The following is a 22,566-nucleotide window of genomic DNA, read 5'->3' as shown; positions in this document are numbered from 1 at the left end:
GCACAAAAGGACTGTCGGTTTTATTGAGAGTGCGATGCTCGCCGACGGCAGTTCCCGCTGCTCATTCACCTCGAACGGAGACGTCGGCACGTCCCGCCTCAAAGAGCAGCTCTAAAGAAGACTATACAATTTCACGACCATCCGAAAGATCGCACACTGGCCGGGCGTCGCGGCTAAACGATACGATCAATACCCGCGATCCCAATGTCCGAATTGGGTCACAAGCGGCATTTGACGCCCCGCTGAGCGGCGTCCGGTCTATCGCGGTGAGCTGACGCGGCGATCTTCAATCCGGGTTTCGGCCGTGGGCCAAGAGCCGCCCTCGATGAGGAGCGGCGCGCGCAAGCGCGCACTCCTCAAAACGTGGCAACTCGGTTCGCGGCTCCGGACATAACGCGCTGCCAGGCGCGAGCGCTCAGCCTATGTGGGTTGCGACACGATCGTTTGCAGCAGCCGCGCAAGCGCTTCAGGGGCAGTTACGTGCGCTGAATGGCTGGCGTCGAGCTCGTAATAGTGCCAATTGGGATCGTTTTTTGCGCGCTCGGCGAATGGTCGGAAGGTGTCCGCAGGAGTCACGCGGGTGAAATAAACGTAGCTGCGCGGCAAAGTCAGATTGCCGCGCATCGCAAGCGGCTGCTCGAAGCACTTGATGGATTGGAGGACCCGACGCTCGGAAATCCATTTCACGTCAGCTTCCGATGTGTCAGGCGGAATAGGATTGGATGGTACCCGCCATCCATCGGCCGCCTTTGCGGCTTCTTGCATGCGCTGCCGTACCGTCGGTGGGTTCGCATCCATCAAACATTGTCCGTCCGTTGGGACAAAGGCATCGAGATAAATCAATCGGGCGATGCGATCTCGAACCCGGTCGGCAACCCCTGTTGCGACCATGCCGCCGTAGCTATGGCCGACTAGCACAATTTCACTCAGGTCTTCATATTTTAATGACCTGCAGAATGTCCTGGATATGAGTTTCAAGATCGTTTGACGGGCTGGCCAAGTGCTCCCTCTCACCAAGACCTGTGTAGGTCGGAGTGACCAACCGATGCCCTGCTGAAGTCATGAACGGGTGCATCTTTTTCCACGCCCATCCCGCAGACCACGCCCCCCGTGTATTCGAGCATCAGTTGGCGGTCGTTGATCCGGCCAGATGGATTCCGGGCTCGATGCTTCGCATCGCCCCGGAATGACAGCCCCCGTCATTGCGAGGAGCCAACGGGTCCCGCCTCTGGCGGGCCCGATGACAGGCTCCGCGACGAAGCAATCCATGCCTCCACGCGCGGCGCCATGGAACGGGCCGCTCGCGGGTGGCCGGTGCTCTCCCTGTCTACGTCCGGCGATTTGGCGCCGGCGTACATCGTCAGCGAACCGTCCTGACCATTGAACATTCCTTCGCAGGGAATCTCGGCAGCATCTTGCAGCTTTCTTCGCGCGGGTCGGTACAGGTCGAAGAAGGCAGCCCCGGACAGAGCGGGCTTTTCGCCGACCCATACGCGCTTTTTAGTGTTTACCTGGCGCCTCAGCGCCAGGTTGCCGGCTCGCAGGGAGGATTATTCCACGCACCTCCGGCAAACTGGCCAACGTCTGGAGCCCGGATGCAGTGAACGACGCGGGAGGGAGGGATGGCTGCGCCGTTTTTGTCGTACCACGCCGCCCTGGTGCCTCGGCCCCGGGTTGCCGGCTCGCAGGGAGGAGTATTCCACGCACCTCCGGCAAACTGGCCAACGTCTGGAGCCCGGATGCAGTGAACGACGCGGGAGGGGTGGATGACCGCGCCGTTTTTGTCGTACCACGCCGCCAGGGCCGGACTGGCGAAATTAGCGCACACGGCCGCGGCGATCAGTCCTACCGAAACAAGCTTACTCATTTGCGCGTCTCCATATGATATCAGTGATTGAACGACTGACTTTGAAAGCGGGCCAGTGCGGGTAAATTGGACCAAGGGGAAACGACCATTCTTTTATTTTTTTTATGTTTTTTCATTTTCGCCCGCTTTGGGCATCTTCGGCCGAGTCCGCGAGCTCTGACTACGACCTGCTGTCCGCTTTGCTCCCAAACGGTTGCCCGCGAGCATTGTGTTCGCGGCAGGGCGACGGCCGCACGGTCCTCCTGCCCGGACGGGCAAATCAGCAAAACCTGTCCAGTCCCCTCGGAAAAAATATTTCTGTTTTTCCGAAATGCAAATCAGTCTATGAATTCGCGCGTCTCACCCGATTGAGGGGCGCTTCGCGATCGTCACGAGTGTTGCGGTGGGATGCGGTGGACGCGGATTGCGCAACGGACGAGTGCGCATGAGGCGGACGGCGAAGTCGTGTGGTCCTGACGCCCCGACGCTGGCGTCAAGTCCGTGAGGAGCCAACGCCTCTCGCGGGCGACGGTGGCAAGAAGCCCGGTCTCACCGAGGAGAGCGCGATATAAGCCGTAAAACCATTGCGCAGGGAATGCCGGAGTGTCTCCGCTGAACCTGTATGCTCGTGTGCGCTTCTTTGTGCACTTATGCACACGAGACCGCGGGTGCAGCGCGCACCCGGCGTTCCCTGCGCCCTCTGGTTCCGGGGCGAATGATCCTGCAAAACTCGGGCGAAACGCGCCGCGAGAATGTAGAGCTGCATCTGAAATGTGCCTGCTGAACTTACGCAACACACTTTCTGGATTCGGAATAATTCGCAACACACCTGCTGTTGCGAGTGAGTGGCGGTTGCGTGTCGCGAACGGCACTTGATGTTCAGCAACGCCCTGCTACACCGCAGCCCATGAGCGCGCACAACGTCAAATCCTCGGTCGCGGCGATCTCGGTTCTCGCCAGCGGTACGCTCGCGGCGGCGAAATTCGCCGTCGGGATCGCGATCGGCTCGCTGGCGCTGATCTCGGAGGCCTTGCACTCCACGATCGACCTTGTCGCCACCATCATCACCTGGGCCGTGGTGCGGGTGTCCGATCGGCCGGCGGACCAGGAGCATCACTATGGCCATGGCAAGCTCGAGAGCATCTCCGCGCTCGGCGTCATCGCCCTGCTTTACGTGCTCGCGGGCGGCATCCTGGTCGAGGCCTATAGCCGGCTGAGCGAAGGCGCTGCGCCACCGACGATCTCGGCGATCCCCTTCGTGGTCCTCATCGTCGACATCCTCGTCAATCTGTGGCGGGCACGGGCGCTGCATCGCGCCGCGCGCGACACCAAGAGCCAGGCGCTGGCAGCCGATGCGCTGCATTTCGCTTCCGACGTGATGGACTCCTTCGCCGTCATCATCGGCCTCGTGCTCACCGCTCTCGGCTTCTGGTGGGGCGATGCCGCGGCGGCGATCGCCGTTGCCGTCATGATCGCACTGCTCGGCCTACGGATGGCGCGCTCGACCGTGGAGACCCTCGTTGACCGCGCGCCGGAAGGCGCGATGGAGCAGGCGATCGCAGCGATCCGGAACGTGTCCGGCGTCATCGATGTCGAGCGGCTGCGCGTGCGGATGGTCGGCCCGACCTATTTCATCGATGCGATCGCCAAGGTGCCGCGCACCACTCCGATCGACCGGGTCGAAGACATCAAGCGCAGGGCCCAGGCCGCGGTCACCGGCGTGCTTGGCGATGCCGACCTCACCTTCACCGCGGTGCCGGTCGCGCGCGACAATGAGAGCGTGCGCGAGCGCATCATGGTGATCGCGCGCAATTCCGGGCTTGCCATCCATCACGTCACCGTCCACGCGCTCGGCGAGAAGCTGATCGTCAGCATCGACCTCGAGGTCGACGGCGAGATGGAGCTCACCGCGGCCCATGCCATTGCCCACGATCTCGAGCGCGCGATCCGCGCGGACTTCGGCGAGGACGTCGAGGTCGACACCCATATCGAGCCGCTCGAGCCGGAACTCCCGTGGGGCAGCGACGCCGCGCCCGGTCGGGTCGAAACCATCAGGGAGGCGCTGACGCGCTTTGCCGCTGACGGCCCGATTCATGACATCCACAATGTGCGCGTCCGCGACTCCGACGCCGGCGAGATCGTCAACTTCCACTGCCGTGCCGCACCGTCGATGAGCGTCATCAAGGTGCATGAGGGCGTCGACGAGATCGAGCGCGCCCTGCGACGCGCCTTCCCCACCATCAAGCGCGTCATCAGTCACGCCGAGCCGTCGCGGCCGTAGGAAACCGCGACGTTCTCGTTTCGGACTCGATTTGCATGCCTCGTTTCTCTCTTGGACAAGAATTATTTCGCATTAACGAATCGTTGACTCTCGACACGCCGGAAAAACTGGATTCAAATCGTATTGATTCGGGAGCAACGTGGGGTTGGCTTCCGACTGTGTGCAAATCAGATTGCGGTGGGGGTCTAGGGCATGGCGCGTGCGCATGCGGCGAACGCGTGCGTCCAATCCGATTCGATCAAGGGATTGGCGCAATCGATCGCGAAACCAGACTACCACAGGCTCTTGACCGCCGAGCCTGCGCTGCGCCGGGCCGTGCCCACGCTCATCATCGCCTTCCTGATCACGATCTGTCTTGGCGCCTTCGTCCAGGTGGTCGACCAGAACCGGCAGAAGCGCTCCGCCCTGAAGCGCGATCTCGCCGCCCTCTCCGATATCCTGGCCGAGCGGCTCGATCGCCTGACGTCGAGCCGCCGCGAGCGCCTCGGCAATATCGAGCAGTTGCAGGGCCTGCTGGCCGATCTGATTCCGTCCTGGGGCATCGCCCGGGGCCGCCATGTCATCGTCACCAGCGCCGATCACCGCGTGCTCGCCCGCGCCCCGATCGATGCGTTCGGCGAGAACGACCGGGTGCTCGATATCGTCTCCACCGCGCAACTGCTCGCCGCGCCCAGCCAGCAGGGCATCCTCACCGACATGATCCTGCCGAATGGCGACAGCGCGCTGGCAATCTCGGTCCCGGTGAAATCGCTGCCCGGCCGCGTGATCGTGATCCAGGAGACCAACGAGCCGATCTGGGGATCGGACGCCGCGCTCTCGGTGACGCTCTCGGCGACCACGGGCTTCGTCGTGCTCATCCTCGGCTTCGCCTTCCACTGGCAGTCGACCCGCGCCCGCGAGGGCGATCTCATCAATGACGCCGTCCGCGGCCGGATCGACACTGCGCTCAACCGCGGCCGCTGCGGGTTGTGGGACTGGGACCTCTCGCGCGGCCGCATCTTCTGGTCGCAGTCGATGTTCACCCTGCTCGGCCTCGAATCGCGCAACGACCTCCTGACCTTCGGCGAGGTCAACGCGCTGGTGAAATCCGACGACATCGATCTGTTCGACATTGCCGACCAGCTCATCTCCGGCAAGATCGATCACATCGACCAGTCGTTCCGCATGCAGCACACCGAGGGCCACTGGATCTGGCTGCGCGTGCGCTGCGAGCTCAGCCTCACCGCGGCCGATGGCGGCCTGCACCTGATCGGAATTGCGGTCGACATCACCGAGCAGAAGAGCCTCGCCGAGAAGACCGTGGAAGCGGACCTGCGACTGCGCGACGCCATCGAGACCATTCCGGAAGCCTTCGTGCTCTGGGATGCCGAGGACCGCCTTGTGCTCTGCAACTCGCACTTCCAGCGCCTGCACAAGCTGCCGGATTCGGCCGTTGCTCCCGGCACCTCCTACGAGACCGTGATCGAGGTCGGCAGCATGCCCGAGGTGCGCACCCGCCTGCACGAGGCCGGCGTGCCGATGCCGGGCGCGCGCACCTTCGAGGCGCAGCTCGAGGACGGAAAGTGGCTGCACATCTCGGAGCGCCGCACCAAGGACGGCGGCTATGTCTCCGTCGGCACCGACATCACCCGCATCAAGGCGCATGAGCAGAAGCTGGTCGACAACGACCTGCGCCTGCGCGCCACCGTCGTCGATCTGAAGCGCTCGCAGACCGAACTCGAGCGGCAGGCGATCGAGCTCGCCGACCTCGCCGAGAAATACTCGCAGGAGAAGACCCGCGCCGAAGAAGCCAACGCCGCCAAGTCGAAATTCCTCGCCAACATGAGTCACGAACTGCGCACGCCGCTAAACGCAATCATCGGCTTCTCCGAGATCATGGGCAGCGGCATGTTCGGCGCGCTCGGCTCGGACAAGTACCAGGAATATTGCCACGACATCCTCACCAGCGGCAAATATCTGCTCGACGTCATCAACGATATCCTCGACATGTCGAAGATCGAGGCCGGACGCATGAAGCTCGACCTCGAGCCGCTCGACCTGTCGCGGACGCTCGCGGAATCGCTGCGCGTGGTGTCCGGACGCGCGCAGGTCAAGAACCTGACGCTCGATGCCGACATCGGGAGCACGATTCCCGTGGTGGCCGATCGCCGCGCGATCAAGCAGATCATCGTCAACCTGCTCTCCAACGCCGTGAAGTTCACGCCCGACAATGGCCGCGTGATCGTGCGCAGCCAGGTGCTGGACGATCGCATCGTGATGCTGATCGCCGACACCGGCATCGGCATCGCACCGGACTCGCTGCAGCGCCTCGGCAAGCCGTTCGAGCAGGTCGAGAGCCAGCTCACCAAGACCTATCAGGGCTCGGGCCTCGGCCTTGCGATCGCACGCTCGCTGACCAGCCTGCACGGCGGCTCGATGAAGCTGCGCTCGAAGCTCGGCGTCGGCACCGTGGTCCGCATCGCCCTGCCCCGCGACGTCTGCGCGGCAAGGCTGCGGGCGGCGGCATAAAGAGTTCGCGATTCAGGTGACCTTTCCCGGAGCCAACTTCAGGACACCTTCCAGCAAAGCTCGATCGTTCAGCACCGCCAGCGTCTCGCGGGCACTGAGAGAGGCAACCGCCTGCTCGAAGGTATCGCTCGCCTCGATGCGAGCGCGCGCCGTTGCCAGATGCGGGTCGATTTCCTCCGGCCGTCGGCGCTTCGGCGGGGGAAGCGAGCGGAGATGTTGCGCCAGGAATGACGGATCGCGTTGCAGTTCGACCAGCGCGCGGCCGCGGTCAACCGCAGGCGACGCTGCCAACTCGTTCGCACGGACCAGCACGGAAGGCGGCGCGACCTCCTCCGGTGTTGCAAACAGCGACTTCATCCGCGGCCTCGCGGTGTAGGCGCCGATCGGAATCGCAAACAGCAGGCCGACGATGACCGGCGACATCCACAACAATAGCGGCAGAGAGACGGCATAGGCGCTCGCGGCCATCAGCACGCCGAAGGCCGTGGGCACTCCGTATTTGCGATAGAGCTCGCGCCGCTCGACCGAGCCGTCGTCGCGGCGCTGCGTCTGCCATCCGGCGTCACGGCCGATCAGGATCTCGATCACCGCGATCGACTGGAACACCATCATCGCAGGCGCGATCATGGCGGAGATCAGCACCTCGACGATGACGCCAAGGAACGCGCGGATGGCCCCGCCGAACTGCCGCCGCGTTTCCCGCTGCGTCAATAGCAGCAGATAGCCGAGCAGCTTCGGCACGATCAGCAGCGCCATGGTGGCGCCGAACACCCAGGCTGCGAGAACGGGGTCCTGCGCCGGCCAGTTCGGAAACAGCGAAAACCCTTTCGGAAAATATTCCGGGCGGACAAAGCGTGCCTGCAGCGAGATCAGGATGCCGAGCAGCAGGAACGTAAACCAGAGCGGCGCAGTGATGTACGAGCCGATCCCGGTCATGAAATGCAGGCGCGAAATCCAATGCAGTCCGCGCGTGGGCAATACGGCGAGATGCTGCAGATTTCCCTGGCACCATCGGCGGTCCCGCGCTGCGAAATCCAATAGCGAAGGCGGCACTTCCTCGAAGCTGCCGCCGAGGGTCGGCGCCATATAGATGCCCCAGCCGGAACGTCGCATCAGCGCGGCCTCGACAAAGTCGTGGCTCAGAATATGTCCGCCGAACGGCTTTCGCCCGCGCAATTCCGGCAAGCCGGCCGCTTCCGCAAATGCGCGCACCCTGATGATGGCATTGTGTCCCCAGTAATTGCCTTCGGAGCCGTGCCACCAGGCCACGCCGGCGGCGATCATCGGCCCGTAGAGCCGGCCGGCAAATTGCTGCAGGCGGCTGAACAGGCTTCGCGCGTTGACGATGATCGGCAGCGTCTGCAGCAAGCCGGCCGCGGGGTTCGCCTCCATCGCATGGACCATCCGCACCATCGTCTCGCCCGTCATCAGGCTGTCGGCATCGAGGACGATCATGAACTGATAGCCGCTCCCGAAGCGCGAGACCCACTCGGCGATATTGCCGGACTTGCGCGCGACATTGTTGGCGCGGTGACGGTAGTAGAGCCGAGCGGAACCGCAGGCCTGCCGCAATTTCAGGAAAGCGCGCTCCTCGGCGATCCAGATATCGGGATCGGTGGTGTCGCTCAGCACGAACCAATCGAAGTGCTCACCATAACCGGTCGCCTCGACGGATTCGTAGATCGCATGCAGCCGGGCCATCAACTGATTTTCGTTTTCATTGTAGGTCGGCAGCAACACCGCCGTGCGGCCAGCGATTTCAGGCAACGTGCCGTCAGCGGCGATTTGCAGTGCGCTTCCCTTCCGGCCGAGCAGGACGAAAAAGCCCGCAACAGCGGAGGCAAACGAGAAGCCGATCCAGGCGAGCAACGCCACGAACAGCGCCAGCACCATCCATTCCAGAAGGGTCACGCCACCGACTTCGAGCACCCTGTGCATCTCATAGGCGCCGGCGCCGGTGACCGCGATGGCGGCCGCGAACACAAATGTCCGCCGCAGCCACATGCTCGATGCCACCGGCACAGGCTGCCGCGTTGCCTGCGGCGCGCGGCCGAAGTCCGACGTGATCATCTCGAGCGGATATTCGCGTGGCAGGAACCCGGCGGTCGGCGCGTCCGGCGTCAGCGGCGACGACGTCGCTACGGAGCCCATCGATAAACCCACACTTCGGAAAGAGGCTTATCGTCTCTCACCAACAACGCCCGAAGCTCGACCGGCGTATCCTTCTTCACCGCGCATTGGAAGCTGAGCCGCCACCCACCCGTGTCGGGATTCGGTTGCGTGACAATGTTGGTGATCTCGGACTTTTCGGCGGTGACGACACCCTTGATGCTGTTGGGATCGACGCCCTTCAGGTTGTCGCCGACCAGATCCAGCACGAACAACTTGCTGCCCTCGCCGCGCGCGCCGATGCCGGTGCGCACAAAGCGGGCGAGCGAATGAGGTTTCGGCGCATCCGGACCCCAATGCAGGCGATAGGTGAAATTGTTTTCGCTCTTCGCCTTCAGCGGCACCTTCGGCCGCCAGAACCCTGCAATGTTGTCGTGGATTTCCTCTCTGGTCGGAATCTCGATCAGCACGACGCCGCCCTCGCCCCAATCGCCGATCGGCTCGACCCAGAGGCTCGGGCGGGCTTCGAAACGCGATTCGATATCCTCGTAGGCGGCAAATCTCTTCTCGCGCTGCATCAGCCCGAAGCCGCGTGGATTGAGGTCCTGGAAGGTGCTGATCTGAAGGTCCCGCGGATTGCTCAGGGGACGCCACAGGCTTTCGCCCTTGCCGTTGAAAATCGCGAGCCCGTCGGAATCGTGCACCGAGGGGCGAAAATCGTCGACCTCGTCGCGGTCATTGGGGCCGAAGAAGAACATGCTGGTCATCGGCGCGAGCCCTGCGTGCTCGAGATCGACCCGCGGATAGAGCGACATCTCGACGTCGAACACTGTGGTCTCGCCGGGCCGCAGGGTGAAGCGATAGCTCGCGGCGCAGCTCTTGCTGTCGAGCAGCGCGTGGATCACGAGTGAGGTCGCGTTGGCGGCGGGGCGCTCCAGCCAGAACGCCTTGAAAGTGGGAAACTCCTCTCCCTTCGCCTCGCCGGTATCGATCGACAATCCCCGCGCCGACAATCCGTAGGTTTCGCCCTTCGCGACGGCACGGAAATAGCTCGCGCCGAGGAAGACGCAGACCTCGTCGTAGTAGTCGGGCTTGTTGATCGGTGCGTGGATGCGAAAGCCGGCAAAGCCGAGATCATCAGCAGTGAACGCCGGCACGTCGTTGCCGAACGAGAAATCCTCCTTGCGATAACGGATCTCGTTCGCCTGGCCGTCGACGACCTCGAAGAGGCTGACCTTGTTCTTGTAGAAGAAGCCGCGGTGAAAGAACTGCGCCTCGAACGGCAGCTTTTCGGCGCGCCACAGCGCACGTTCCGGCCGAAAGCGGATCGAGCGGTATTGATCGTAGTTCAGATCGTTCAGCTTAGCGGGCAGCTTTTCATCGGGAGCCTCGAACGATTTGCTCGCAAGGCTGCGCGCGAGTTCGCGAACGGTGGACGCGCCAAACGGAACGGCCGCGACCGCCTCGGTTCCCGGAAACAGCACGAGTGCCGGCAGCACTGCCGAGCCTTGCAGTAGCTGGCGACGATTCACGAGAGCTCCTCAGCGTTTGGACCAGGCGCGCTATTGCAACAGCCAAACGCTCGGCAAGTTCCCGTTGATGCTGCACGGCGAGAAAGATTCAGACGATCTCCGCCGCATCGCCTTAGGCTTGGGGAAAATCAGCATTCCGCCGCCATTCGGCCGCGAGAACGGCCGGAATGTTGGTCAGGTGCCGGGATCCGGAGAGACCGACTCCAGCGCGGGAGCGACTTCGCGCGCGACCTGGACCAGGGCGGCGATCAAGGGCGTCATCGGATCGCGCTGCGGGATCACCAGGCCGATGCTGTAATTCACCACGGGATCGACGATCGGAATGCTGCGCACGGCATCAGCGAGGCCAAGCGTCTCCGCGAGCTTTGCCGGCATCACGCTTGCCCAGCGTCCCGTCTTCACATGGGTGTAGAGCACGAGCAGCGAATTCGAAGTCAAGGTCGGCGTTGCCTCCGCACCGACCGAGCGAAGTGCACGATCGATGATGCGGCGGTTCTGCATGTCGGGCGTCAGCAGGCACAGCGGCACCTGGCCGACCTCTTTCCATGTGACGGTGTCGCGATCGCCGAACATGGCATCAGGCGATGTCAGCAACCGGTAGCTCTCGCCATAGAGGCGGATGGTGCGAACCTTCCCGATCGGCTCGTTCTCGATATAGGTCAGGCCGGCATCGACCTCGAGGTTCTCCAGAAGGCCGAGCACGTCGGACGAGGTGCAAGACTGGATGCGGAAACGCACGTCCGGATGACGGGCGCGAAACGGTGTGGTCAGCGAAGCCACCATGCCGAGCGCGGTCGGGATCGCCGCGATCCGGATCTCGCCGGAGAGCTTGTGCTTCAGCCCATTGATCTCCTCGCGCATCGCGCGGGCATCGCCGACGATCCGCCGCGCCCAGTCGAGCGCGCGCTCGCCCTCGGGCGTGAAGCCCTGGAAGCGGGAGCCGCGTTGCACCAACATCACACCGAGGAGATCCTCGAGCTGCTTGAGGCTCGTCGACATCGTCGGCTGCGTGACGCCGCACGCCTCGGCCGCGCGGCCAAAATGCCGCTCCTTTGCGAGCGCCAACAGGAGTTCAAGCTTGTCGATCAAAAGGGCCTCATCAGCTCTGGCATGACATTGCAAATATAGTGATCACAACCGGCGTGAACACGAGAAAAAGCCGTATCGGACAGGGTGTTCTACTACCAATTCTAATGCCGTATCGATCGATTTTATATCCAAATCGATCACCGTTCACGATCGCAGCATGGAACAGCTTTATTGATATCTAGATCGATTCCAACTCTCATGGGAGGAGCAAAGAACTCTCCGATTTGAGAGGTATGGATGACGTCCGCCTACGAACCCTGGAATGAAGCGCGCGGCGCCGAGATCATCGGCGAACATGCCAAGCTCGAAGGCGCGACGCTGGTGATCCTGCATGCCCTGCAGGAAGCCTTCGGCTACGTGCCCGAGCCCGCGATCCCGATGGTCGCTGCCGCGCTCAATCTGTCGCGCGCCGAGGTCCATGGCGTGTTCACCTTCTACCATGATTTCCGCAAGGCGCCCGCAGGCCGCCACGTGCTGAAGCTGTGCCGCGCGGAGGCCTGCCAGGCCGCCGGCGGCGATGCACTGGCGGCGCGCGCGGAAGCCAAGCTTGGCATTGCGCTTGGCAACACCACTGCCGATGAGCGCGTGACGCTGGAGCCGATCTACTGTCTCGGCCTTTGCGCCACGGCGCCGTCAGGGATGCTGGATGGCCGTATTGTCGGCCGGCTCGATGAAGCTCGGCTTGATGCGCTGGTCAAGGAAGCGCAGCGATGACGATGCGACTCTTTGTCCCCCGCGATGCCGGTGCTATCGCCGTCGGTGCCAATGAGGTCGTGGCAGCGCTGGAGCTCGCCGCCGAGCAGCGCGGCCTTCGAATCGAGATCGTCAGAACCGGCTCGCGCGGGCTCTATTGGCTGGAGCCGATGGTCGAGGTCGCGACAGCGGCGGGCCGGGTCGCGTTCGGGCCGGTAAGCGCTGCGGACGCCGCCTCCCTGCTCGATGCGATGGCTGCCGACGGACCGCATCCGCTGCGGCTCGGCACCGCCGACGACATCCCTTGGCTCAAGCGCCAGACCCGCCTGACCTTCGCGCGCTGCGGCGTGGTCGATCCGCGCTCCGTCGAGGACTATCGCGCCCATGGCGGCTACAAGGGCCTGGAGCGGGCGCTAGCGCTCTCCTCCGACGAAATCCTTGCCGACGTCACCGCCTCCGGCCTGCGTGGCCGCGGCGGCGCCGGCTTCCCAACTGGCATCAAGTGGAAGACGGTGGCGCAGGCCAGCGCCGACTGCAAGTACATCGTCTGCAATGCCGACGAAGGCGACAGCGGCACCTTCGCCGACCGCATGATCATGGAAGGCGATCCGTTCATCCTGATCGAAGGCATGACGATCGCCGGCATCACGGTCGGTGCCACCAAGGGCTACATCTATACCCGGTCCGAATATCCTCACGCGGTCGAAGCGATGAACGCCGCGATCGCGGCGGCCAAGCGCGCCGGCTATCTCGGCGCGCGCATCGGCGGCTCCACCCATGATTTCGATATCGAGGTGCGCGTCGGCGCCGGCGCCTATGTCTGCGGCGAGGAAACCTCGCTGCTCGAAAGCCTCGAAGGCCGCCGCGGCATCGTCCGCGCCAAGCCACCGCTGCCCGCGCACAAGGGCCTGTTCGGCCGGCCCACGGTGATCAACAACGTGCTGTCGTTCGCGGCGATCCCGTTCATCCTCGACAATGGCGCCAAGGCTTACGCGGACTTCGGCATGGGTCGTTCGCGCGGCACGATGCCGATCCAGCTTGCCGGCAACGTGAAATATGGCGGCCTGTTCGAGACCGCGTTCGGCATCACGCTCGGCGAACTGGTTGACGAAATCGGCGGCGGCTCCTTCACCGGCCGTCCGGTGCGCGCGGTGCAAGTCGGCGGCCCTCTGGGCGCCTACTTCCCGCGCGCTCTTTTTGATACGCCGTTCGACTATGAAGCCTTCGCCGCGCGCGATGGATTGATCGGCCATGGCGGCATCGTCGTGTTCGACGACAGCGTCGATATGCGCAAGCAGGCCCGCTTTGCGATGGAATTCTGCGCGATCGAATCCTGCGGCAAGTGCACGCCGTGCCGGATCGGCTCGACCCGCGGCGTCGAGACCATCGAGAAGATCATCCGCGGCGAGCGCGTGGCTGAAAACCTCGCTCTCGTCGAGGACCTCTGCAACACGATGAAGTTCGGCTCGCTCTGCGCGCTGGGCGGCTTCACGCCCTACCCCGTGCTGAGCGCCTTGAAGCACTTCCGGGAAGATTTTGGCCCGGCACCGGCCCGTCTGCAGGCCGCGGAATAGGAGCATCGTCATGTCATTGATTCAGGAAATCGACTTCGGCACGCCCCGCTCCAAATCGGAAGCCATGGTCACGCTGACCATCGACGGCCAGAGCATTTCGGTGCCCGAGGGCACGTCGATCATGCGCGCGGCGATGGAAGGCGGCACGCAGATCCCGAAGCTCTGCGCGACCGACATGGTCGACGCCTTCGGCTCCTGCCGTTTGTGCCTGGTCGAGATCGAGGGACGCGCGGGCACACCGGCTTCCTGCACCACGCCGGTGGCGCCGGGCCTCGTCGTTCACACCCAGAGTGAGCGGTTGAAGAAGCTGCGCAAGGGCGTGATGGAGCTCTACATCTCCGACCATCCGCTGGACTGCCTGACCTGCGCCGCCAATGGCGATTGCGAATTGCAGGACATGGCTGGCGCCGTGGGCCTGCGCGACGTGCGCTACGGCTATGAGGGCGACAACCACGTGGTCGCCAAGTCCGACGGCGCGGTCAATCCGGCCTGGATGCCGAAGGACGAATCCAATCCCTACTTCACCTACGACCCTTCCAAATGCATCGTCTGCTCGCGCTGCGTCCGCGCCTGCGAGGAGGTGCAAGGCACCTTCGCGCTGACCATCGCCGGCCGTGGCTTCGACAGCCGCGTCTCGCCCGGGATGAGCGAGAGCTTCCTCGGCTCCGAATGCGTCTCCTGCGGCGCCTGCGTGCAGGCCTGCCCGACGGCGACGCTGACGGAGAAGTCCGTGATCGAGATCGGACAGCCCGAACATTCCGTGGTGACGACTTGCGCCTATTGCGGCGTCGGCTGCGCCTTCAAGGCGGAGATGCGCGGCGAGGAAGTCGTGCGCATGGTGCCGTACAAGGACGGCAAGGCCAATCGCGGCCATTCCTGCGTCAAGGGCCGCTTTGCCTGGGGCTATACCAACCACAAGGAGCGCATCCTCAAGCCCATGATCCGCGAGCGGATCGAGGACCCCTGGCGCGAAGTGTCGTGGGACGAGGCGTTCTCGTTCGCCGCCGCGAAGTTCAAGGGCATCCAGCAGAAGTATGGCCGCGACGCAGTCGGCGGCATTACGTCTTCCCGCTGTACCAATGAAGAGACCTATCTGGTGCAGAAACTGATCCGCGCCGGATTCGGCAACAACAATGTCGATACCTGTGCCCGCGTCTGCCACTCGCCGACCGGCTACGGCCTGTCGCAAACTTTCGGCACCTCGGCCGGCACGCAGGATTTCGACTCGGTCGAAGAGACCGATGTCGTGATCGTGATCGGCGCCAACCCGGCCTCCGCCCACCCGGTGTTCGCCTCGCGCTTGAAGAAGCGGCTGCGGCAAGGTGCGAAACTGATCGTGATCGATCCGCGACGCACCGAGATGGTTGACGCCCCTCACCTCAAGGCGCTGCACCTGCCGCTGATGCCGGGCACCAATGTCGCGGTGATGACCGCGCTCGCGCATGTCATCGTCACCGAGGACCTCGTCAACGAAGCCTTCGTCCGCGAACGCTGCGATTGGAGCGAGTTCGAGGAATGGGCGGCGTTCGTACGGCAGCCGAACAACAGCCCCGAGGCCACCGCGATCCTGACCGGCGTCGATCCGAAGGATCTGCGCGAAGCGGCGCGCATCTACGCCGCCGGCGGCAATGGCGCGATCTATTACGGGCTTGGGGTCACCGAGCACAGCCAGGGCTCGACCACGGTGATCGCGATCGCCAACCTTGCGATGGCGACAGGCAATATCGGCAGGCCCGGCGTCGGCGTGAACCCCCTTCGCGGCCAGAACAACGTGCAGGGCTCCTGCGACATGGGCTCGTTCCCGCACGAACTGCCCGGTTATCGCCACATCTCGACGGACGCAGTGCGCGACCAGTTCGAGGCGCTGTGGAACGTCAAGCTCAATCCAGAGCCGGGTCTGCGCATCCCCAACATGTTCGATGCCGCGATCGAAGGCACCTTCATGGGCCTCTACGTGCAGGGCGAGGACATCCTGCAGTCCGATCCCAACACCAGCCACGTGGTGGCGGCACTATCGGCGATGGAATGCGTGATCGTGCACGATCTCTTCCTGAACGAGACCGCAAATTACGCACACGTGTTCCTGCCGGGCTCCAGTTTCCTGGAGAAGGATGGAACCTTCACCAATGCCGAACGTCGTATCCAGCGCGTGCGCAAGGTGATGACGCCGAAGAACGGCATGGCCGATTGGGAGGTGACGATCGGTCTCGCCAAGGCAATGGGCTTCGAGATGAATTACAGCCACCCCTCCGAGATCATGGACGAGATCGCGGCGCTGACCCCGACCTTCGCCGGCGTCTCCTATGCCAAACTTGACGAACTCGGCTCGGTGCAGTGGCCCTGCAACGAGAAGGCCCCCGAGGGGACGCCGGTGATGCATATCGACGGCTTCGTCCGCGGCAAGGGCAAGTTCATCGTCACTGAGTATCTCGCAACCGACGAGCGCACCGGGCCCCGGTTTCCGCTGCTGCTCACCACCGGCCGGATCCTCAGCCAGTACAATGTCGGCGCGCAGACCCGCCGCACCGAGAACGTGGTCTGGCACAGCGAGGACCGGCTGGAGATCCATCCGCACGATGCCGAACAGCGCGGCGTGCGCGACGGCGACTGGGTGCGGCTCAAGAGCCGGGCCGGCGAGACCACGCTGCGCGCGCTGATCACCGATCGCGTGGCGCCGGGCGTGGTCTACACCACGTTCCACCATCCGGACACGCAGGCCAATGTGATCACGACCGACTATTCGGACTGGGCGACCAATTGTCCGGAATACAAGGTCACGGCCGTGCAGGTCTCGCCTTCCAACGGTCCGTCCGACTGGCAGAAGGCCTATGAGGCGCAGGCAAGACATTCCCGCCGGATCGCGCCGGTCGTGGAAGCCGCGGAGTGAGGATGCACGATCCTGTCATAAGCAGCGAGCGGCAGGTCTGGCGCGACGGCAGCCTCAGCGAAGGCGCGCGCCTGATCCCCGAGGAGACGGCGCTGGCGCTGACCTATAATGGCGGCACCTACGCCGTCATGATGGGCACGCCGCAGGATCTGCGCGATTTTGCCATTGGCTTCAGCCTCAGCGAAGGCATCGTGCAGTCGCCGGACGAGATCGAGACGTTGGATGTCATCGAACTCGACGACGGCATCGAGTTGCGGATGTGGCTCGCGCCCGACAAGGCCGCGCTCATCAACGAGCGGCGGCGGCATATCGCAGGTCCCACTGGCTGCGGCATCTGCGGCATCGATTCGATCGCCGAAGCGGTTCGTCCGGCCGCGATCGTGCCGAAGGGCCGCAGCTTCTCACCGCGCGAGATCATGGCCGCGATGGCGGCGATCGCGCCGCTGCAGGCGATCAACCTCAGGACACGCGCGGTGCATGCCGCCGCGTTCTGGACGCCCGCACGCGGCGTCGTGAGGCTGCGCGAGGACGTCGGTCGCCACAATGCGCTGGACAAGCTCGCCGGCGCGCTGGCGCAGGCGAACGTTCCGACCAGCGAGGGCATGGTGCTGTTGACGAGCCGCGTCTCGGTCGAGATGGTGCAGAAGACGGCGACGATCGGCGCACCGCTGATGGTCGCGGTGTCGGCGCCAACAGCGCTTGCAGTGCGGATGGCGGACGCCGCCGGCATCACGCTTGCGGCGATCGCACGCGCCGACGGATTCGAAGTGTTCACGCATACGGAGCGGGTCACGGGCCACGCCGATGCCAGAGAGGCCATCCATGTCGCCTGACAGACTGATCTACATGGCCAACCAGATCGGAAAGTTCTTCCAGAACCAGGGGCCTGACCGTGCGGTGCCGGGCATTGCCGAGCATATCAGGAAGTTCTGGGACCCGCGGATGCGCAAGGCGATCTTCGCCCATCTCGACGCCGGCGGCGCGGGGCTCGACCCTTATGTCCACGAGGCGATCGAGAAATTGAAGAAGGCGTAAGCCGCGGCTGCGGCGGAGCACACGACGGAGGCCTGTGGTTATGGATCTCGGCTCAAGGCCGGGACGACACCGAGTTTGTGGCAACCGGCGCCGCGCCTAACGCCCGCCAATCAGCGCGTTGAACACGCGCCTCACCTCACCTTGCGTCTCGCGCACGCGGGCTTCGAGGGCGGAGAAGTCCGGCGTGTCCCCTGCCCGCGCCATCACGCGCAGCAGATCCTCGCCCGCGGTTTCCGGATTGAATTTGCCGGTCACGCAAAGCCGCAGGATCTGGGTGAGGTCGTGATAGAGCCGCGCGGCCGAGCGCAGCACTTCGGCCTCCGATTGGCTCAGCACGCCGAGCTTTGCGGCATTCTCCAGCACCGTCAGCGTAGAAACGCTGAGGATGTCGGGCTTCTCGGCAGCGTGCACGAGCTGCAGATATTGCGCGATGAAATCGATGTCGACGAGACCGCCGGCGGCGAGCTTCAGGTCCCAGACGTCGTCCTCGCCCTTCTCGAGCGCGATCGCGCGCCGCATCTCGAGGACATCGTTGGCGGTCTTGCCCGCATCGCGCTTGCGCGTCAGCACGGCGCGGATGATGGCTTCGATCCGCTCGCGGAACGCTGGCGACGACGAGATCACGCGCGCCCGCGTCAGCGCCATGTGCTCCCAGGTCCAGGCCTCGCGCTCCTGATATTCGGCGAACGAATCGAGCCGTGACGCCAGCGGGCCGGCGCGGCCTGACGGGCGCAGCCGCATGTCGACCTCATACAGCACGCCGTAATTGGTCCGCGTCGTGAAGGCGGAGATCAGGCGCTGGGTGAAGCGGGCGAAATATTGCGCACCGTGCAGCGCGCGGGCGCCGTCGGAATCCGGATTCTCGTGGTCGTAGTCGTAGAGCAGGATCAGGTCGAGGTCGGAGGACGCCGTCATCTCGCGGCTGCCGAGCCGGCCCATGGCGAGGATCGCGGTCTCCTGGTCCTTGATGCGGCCGTAGTGCCCGGCGAACTGGTCGGTGACGAGGCCATGCACGGTGTGCACGATGCCCTCCGCGACGTCCGCAAAGGCGACGCTGGCCTGCTGCGCCGACACGGTGCCGGAGAGAATCCGGGTGCCGATCAGGAACAGGCTTTCCTGGCCGAACAGCCGCAGGCGGTCGAGGAAGTCCTCGTAGGAATCCGCATCCCCGAGCGTGGTCGCGAGGCGCGCCGACAATTCGCGCTGGTCCGGCATCGCGCCGAAGAAGCGCGGATCGATCAGCCCGTCCATGATCTGCGGCTGCCGCGCCAGCATGTCGCCGAGCCGCGGCGCAGCGCCAAGGATCAGCGCCACCAGTGCGACCAGGTCGCGGTTCTGGCTGAGCAGCGTGATCAGCCGCCCGCCCCGCTGCAACGCGCCGAGGAAACGATCGAACGCCGCGACGGCAGCGTCCGGCTCCTCGGCATGGGCGAGCCCATCGATCAGGCCGGGAATGAACTCGAGGAAGGCATTGCGCGTCGCTTCCACACGCAGCGCGCGATAGTCGCCTTCAATCCATTGCTGTACGGTCTTTGCGACCGCAACGGGCTTCTCGAAACCGAGATTGGCGAGATGCTCGAGCAGCCGCTGGTCCTCAGGGCCGGCGTCATAGTTCAGCTTCGGCAGCTTTGCCGTGCCGGTCGGCTCGTCGCCCTCGAACAGCTTGGCGTAATGGCCCTGCACGATGTTGAGATGCGCGAGCAGTTCCAGCGCAAACGTGGCCCTGCTCGCATAGCCGAGGAACTGAGCGAAACGCTCGATCGCCGCGGGATCCTCCGGCAGCGTGTGGGTCTGTTCGTCGGCGACCATCTGCAGGCGGTGCTCGACGCGGCGCAGGAACAAATAGGCCGCCGTGAGCTCGTCGCGCGCCTCGCGGGTGATCCAGTTGCTGGAGTGGAGCACGGTCAGCGCGTCCAGCGTCGGCCGCACTCGCAATTCCGGATGCCGGCCGCCTGCGATCAACTGCTGGGTCTGGGCAAAGAACTCGATCTCGCGGATGCCGCCGCGGCCGACCTTGACGTTGTGGCCCTCGACCGCGATCTCGCTCTGACCGCGATAGGTCTGCATCTGCCGCTTCATGTCGTGGACATCGGCGAGCGCGGCGAAGTCCAGATGCTTGCGCCAGACGAAGGGGGCGATCTCCGCAAGCAGCACCTCGCCCGCCTTGCTGTCGCCGGCGCAAGGGCGCGCCTTGATCATCGCGGCGCGTTCCCAGGTCCGCCCTTCCCGCTCGTAGTAATTCAGCGCCGAATCGGTTGACAGCGCGACCTGCGTCGAAGCGGGATCAGGCCGCAGCCGCAGGTCGACGCGGAACACATAGCCCTCGCCGGAGCGCTGCTGCAGCATGCGCGCCATCGACTGCGTGATGCGGACGAAGAACGGCTGCGGCTCGATATCATCGGCCAGCGAGGTCGCGGCCGGATCGTAGAAGACGATGAGGTCGATATCGCTGGAATAGTTCAGTTCGCCCGCGCCCATCTTGCCCATCGCGAGCACGATCAGGCCGCTGCCCTCTTCGGGGTGGTCGGGGTCGGGCGCATGCAGGCGGCCGCGCGCCATCTCCTGGCGCAGCAGGTAGCGCAGCGCCGATTGCACGGTGGCGACCGCAAGATCGGTCAGCGCGGCGGTGACCCGCGTGACCGGCCAGACACCGCCGATGTCGCAGAGCGCGATCAGGAGCGCCGCCTCCGCCTTCATGCGGCGGAGCAGATACATCACCTCGGTCTCGCCCGAGGCGGCGAACACGTCGTGCGAGGTCTTCCCGATCAGGGACGCCAGGTGCGGTTCCGGGTCGCAGGAGAGCAGCCGGATCAGCCGCGCGGGGTCGGCGCGCACCAGCTCGAACAGGAACGGCGAGAATTCCGCAATGCCCAGCAGGATGCGCTTCGCATAGGGAAGGCCGAGCAGCTCGGCGAGCGCGACCGATTGCGCCGGCTCGAGTTCGGCGAGCCAGTCGGCCAGGCGTTGTTCGGCTTGAATGGGCGCGGACACATGCGGTCCGTCCGCGAACCGCGCGGCCAGACGATGTCCCGCGGAGCCCGGCGCGGAAGCATTCATGCGGCCTTCTGTGGCACATCCTGTGTTTGGCCCGCAAGCCTGTCGGCCGCGCCGGCGCGCGCCGGGATCACCAGCGTCGCAACCAGCCCGGGCTCGGCGTCGCCCAGCCTGAGCTCGCCGCCATGCAGTGTCGCAACCGCCGAGGCGAGGCTCAGCCCGAGACCGGAACCCGGCAGCGTGCGGCTCGCCTCCAGACGAACGAATCGCTCCACCGCATGCTTGCGGTCGGCCTCGGGAATGCCGGGACCGTGGTCGGTGACGCTGAGCAGCACGGAGTCGCCCTCGCGCCGCGCCTCAATCAGGATCTGCTTGGCCGCGGCCGCCGCCTCGGGGTCGATCGGCTGCACCACCGGTTTGCCATACTTGATGGCATTCTCGACAAGGTTGGCAAGCGCCTGGCTGATCAATTCGCGGTTGCCGTGGAGCGGGCTCGGTGCCGTCTTCACATGCAGGCTCATGCCGTCGTCCTCGGCGAGCGGCTCATAGAGCTCGTGGATGCCGGCGGCGACCTCGGCGGCGTCGAAATCATCCATATTGCCGCGTGCCTGCCCGGACTCCGCGCGAGCGATCATCAGAAGCGCATTGAAGGTGCGGATCAGGCCGTCGGATTCCTCGATGGTGCGCTCCAGCGCAGCGCGGTAATCGGCCTCGCTGCGAGCGCGCGCCAACGCTTCCTCGGCGCGGTTGCGCAGGCGTGTCAGCGGCGTCTTGAGGTCGTGGGCGATGTTGTCGGAGACTTCCTTCAGCCCCGTCATCAGCGCTTCGATCCGCTCCAGCATGGCGTTGAGATTCTCCGCCAGACGATCGAGCTCGTCACCGCTGCGGCCGACCGGCAGGCGATCCGAGAGATCGCCGGCCATGATGCGCTGGGCGGTGCCGGTCATGGCATCGATCCGCTGCAGCACCCGCCGCGCGACGAAGATACCGCCGCCGATGCCGAGCACGACCACGACCAGGATCGACCATTGCGCTGCCTTTGCGACGATGCCGAACAGCCGCCGCCGCTCCTCCAGGTCGCGCCCGATCAAGAGCCGGAAACCGTTGGTCATTTCGGTGACGCGCACCAGCGCGCGGTGATCGGTGTTGTCGTTGTCGTCGAGCCGCCGATAGGCTGTCTCCGTCCAGCCCTCGATTCCCATCACGCCCGGCGCCAGCGAGCCGACATTGCCGGCGATCGCCTGCCCGTTCGGCGCGGTCACGAGATAAAGATTGGCACCCGGCCGCAGCGCCCGGTTGCCGATGGTCAACGCCAGGCCGCGCAGGCCGCGCCGGTTGTAGATCTCGGTGACCTCGCCGACCTCGACATTGACCGTGGAGGTGATCTGCTCGGTGATCAGGCGGCGCGTATTCCACGCGAAATAGCCGAGCAGCGAGGCGGCAAACAGCGCGAACAGAAACAGATAGACCAGCGTCAGCCGGAACGCCGTGGTGCGGATCAGTTTACCGAATGCCGTCACGGATGATGCTGCCCATGATGTTGCTGCCGGGGATTGCTGTCCGATGTTTCCAACCTAACATGGGCGATCCGACCGCCAGAAGTGACAAAGCGTTCATGCGGCCGGGCACTCGTCGCTTCCCGCAGCTCCGAAATATCCCTTGTGGCAGGCGCTCGCATTCAAGCCGCTGTAACGATCGGCTTGATCTTGTCCAACTCGGGACCAATGCCGAGCTCGGCCATTCGCACGTCATACGCGTTCTGCAAGTTGAGCCAGAGCTGAGCAGACGTATTCAACGCTCTCGACAGCCGGAGCGCTGTGTCCGCCGTTATCGCCGTTTCCTCGTTTGCAATCCGCTCGATCCTGGTGCGCGGGACACCGCAGACCTTCGCGAGCGCCCCGGCTGATAGTGAGAGCGGAACAAGAAACTCCTCCCGCAGCACTTCACCGGGGTGCATCGGCAGCAGCTTCTTTGCCATTTGCGACCTCCTGGCCTGGGCGGAGAGGCCCGCCCGGATT

General features: G+C 64.6%; 14 protein-coding genes. 7 read left to right on the top strand and 7 right to left on the bottom strand.

Features of this window, described 5'->3' with window-relative positions; translation table 11 throughout:
* Positions 1-420: 420 nt before the first annotated feature.
* Entirely contained in the window at positions 421-978 is a 558-nt protein-coding gene (locus I6F35_RS27430; protein WP_346283200.1) for an alpha/beta hydrolase, read from the bottom strand.
* Between the two features lie 1,775 nt (positions 979-2,753).
* Between I6F35_RS27430 and I6F35_RS27425 the strand changes: the two genes are divergently transcribed.
* Together I6F35_RS27425 and I6F35_RS27420 are read left to right on the top strand one after the other, a co-directional pair.
* Complete coding sequence (locus tag I6F35_RS27425) at positions 2,754-4,127, top strand: cation-efflux pump (RefSeq protein WP_225120779.1); 1,374 nt, start codon at positions 2,754-2,756, stop codon at positions 4,125-4,127.
* A gap of 192 nt (positions 4,128-4,319) precedes the next feature.
* Positions 4,320-6,635: an ATP-binding protein gene (locus tag I6F35_RS27420; protein WP_225120778.1), complete on the top strand. Its 2,316-nt coding sequence runs from the start codon at positions 4,320-4,322 to the stop codon at positions 6,633-6,635.
* 12 nt (positions 6,636-6,647) lie between these two features.
* Here the strand turns inward: I6F35_RS27420 and mdoH are convergent, their stop codons facing one another.
* The 3 genes from mdoH to I6F35_RS27405 form a co-directional block, all read right to left on the bottom strand.
* On the bottom strand, positions 6,648-8,786 hold the full coding sequence (gene mdoH, locus I6F35_RS27415; RefSeq protein ID WP_225120777.1) for a glucans biosynthesis glucosyltransferase MdoH: 2,139 nt from the start codon (positions 8,784-8,786) through the stop codon (positions 6,648-6,650).
* The gene (locus I6F35_RS27410; RefSeq protein ID WP_225120776.1) at positions 8,774-10,276 is read right to left on the bottom strand and encodes a glucan biosynthesis protein G; all 1,503 of its coding nucleotides are present in this window, start codon (positions 10,274-10,276) and stop codon (positions 8,774-8,776) included. Before I6F35_RS27410 ends, mdoH begins: the two co-directional genes overlap by 13 nt.
* Before the next feature lie 174 nt (positions 10,277-10,450).
* Entirely contained in the window at positions 10,451-11,365 is a 915-nt protein-coding gene (locus I6F35_RS27405; protein WP_225120775.1) for a LysR family transcriptional regulator, read from the bottom strand.
* Positions 11,366-11,602: 237 nt separating this feature from the next.
* Between I6F35_RS27405 and I6F35_RS27400 the strand changes: the two genes are divergently transcribed.
* The 5 genes from I6F35_RS27400 to I6F35_RS27380 are packed head-to-tail and all read left to right on the top strand — an operon-like array spanning position 11,603 to position 17,554.
* Entirely contained in the window at positions 11,603-12,079 is a 477-nt protein-coding gene (locus I6F35_RS27400) for a formate dehydrogenase subunit gamma (RefSeq protein WP_225120774.1), read from the top strand.
* On the top strand, positions 12,076-13,632 hold the full coding sequence (locus I6F35_RS27395) for an NADH-quinone oxidoreductase subunit NuoF (RefSeq protein WP_225120773.1): 1,557 nt from the start codon (positions 12,076-12,078) through the stop codon (positions 13,630-13,632). Before I6F35_RS27400 ends, I6F35_RS27395 begins: the two co-directional genes overlap by 4 nt.
* Before the next feature lie 10 nt (positions 13,633-13,642).
* Positions 13,643-16,519 (top strand): formate dehydrogenase subunit alpha, encoded by a 2,877-nt coding sequence (fdhF, locus tag I6F35_RS27390; RefSeq protein ID WP_225120772.1) that lies wholly within the window; start codon positions 13,643-13,645, stop codon positions 16,517-16,519.
* Positions 16,520-16,521: 2 nt separating this feature from the next.
* Positions 16,522-17,352, top strand: a complete 831-nt coding sequence (gene fdhD / locus I6F35_RS27385) for a formate dehydrogenase accessory sulfurtransferase FdhD (protein ID WP_225120771.1) — start codon at positions 16,522-16,524, stop codon at positions 17,350-17,352.
* Positions 17,342-17,554, top strand: coding sequence for a formate dehydrogenase subunit delta (locus tag I6F35_RS27380; protein ID WP_225120770.1), 213 nt, complete (start codon positions 17,342-17,344; stop codon positions 17,552-17,554). The genes fdhD and I6F35_RS27380 overlap by 11 nt, the downstream gene beginning before the upstream one ends.
* A gap of 96 nt (positions 17,555-17,650) precedes the next feature.
* Here I6F35_RS27380 and I6F35_RS27375 read toward each other — a convergent pair whose 3' ends face one another.
* The 3 genes from I6F35_RS27375 to I6F35_RS27365 form a co-directional block, all read right to left on the bottom strand.
* Entirely contained in the window at positions 17,651-20,611 is a 2,961-nt protein-coding gene (locus I6F35_RS27375; protein ID WP_225120769.1) for a bifunctional [glutamine synthetase] adenylyltransferase/[glutamine synthetase]-adenylyl-L-tyrosine phosphorylase, read from the bottom strand.
* Complete coding sequence (locus tag I6F35_RS27370; protein WP_225120768.1) at positions 20,608-22,068, bottom strand: ATP-binding protein; 1,461 nt, start codon at positions 22,066-22,068, stop codon at positions 20,608-20,610. The genes I6F35_RS27375 and I6F35_RS27370 overlap by 4 nt, the downstream gene beginning before the upstream one ends.
* A gap of 158 nt (positions 22,069-22,226) precedes the next feature.
* Entirely contained in the window at positions 22,227-22,526 is a 300-nt protein-coding gene (locus tag I6F35_RS27365; RefSeq protein WP_225120767.1) for a HigA family addiction module antitoxin, read from the bottom strand.
* Positions 22,527-22,566: the final 40 nt, after the last annotated feature.

This window comes from Bradyrhizobium sp. BRP22 (genome assembly GCF_020194175.1).
In the GTDB taxonomy this organism is placed as follows: domain Bacteria; phylum Pseudomonadota; class Alphaproteobacteria; order Rhizobiales; family Xanthobacteraceae; genus Bradyrhizobium.
Note: the sequence above shows the minus strand (reverse complement) of the source record. Positions and strands in the feature narration are given on the sequence as shown.

Coding starts and splice junctions, on each gene's coding strand:
- I6F35_RS27380 (WP_225120770.1), top strand. CDS start 17,342: ATGTCGCCTGACAGACTGATCTACATGGCCAACCAGATCGGAAAGTTC.
- I6F35_RS27400 (WP_225120774.1), top strand. CDS start 11,603: ATGACGTCCGCCTACGAACCCTGGAATGAAGCGCGCGGCGCCGAGATC.
- I6F35_RS27365 (WP_225120767.1), bottom strand. CDS start 22,526: ATGGCAAAGAAGCTGCTGCCGATGCACCCCGGTGAAGTGCTGCGGGAG.
- I6F35_RS27420 (WP_225120778.1), top strand. CDS start 4,320: ATGGCGCGTGCGCATGCGGCGAACGCGTGCGTCCAATCCGATTCGATC.
- mdoH (WP_225120777.1), bottom strand. CDS start 8,786: ATGGGCTCCGTAGCGACGTCGTCGCCGCTGACGCCGGACGCGCCGACC.
- fdhF (WP_225120772.1), top strand. CDS start 13,643: ATGTCATTGATTCAGGAAATCGACTTCGGCACGCCCCGCTCCAAATCG.
- I6F35_RS27425 (WP_225120779.1), top strand. CDS start 2,754: ATGAGCGCGCACAACGTCAAATCCTCGGTCGCGGCGATCTCGGTTCTC.
- I6F35_RS27395 (WP_225120773.1), top strand. CDS start 12,076: ATGACGATGCGACTCTTTGTCCCCCGCGATGCCGGTGCTATCGCCGTC.
- fdhD (WP_225120771.1), top strand. CDS start 16,522: ATGCACGATCCTGTCATAAGCAGCGAGCGGCAGGTCTGGCGCGACGGC.
- I6F35_RS27375 (WP_225120769.1), bottom strand. CDS start 20,611: ATGAATGCTTCCGCGCCGGGCTCCGCGGGACATCGTCTGGCCGCGCGG.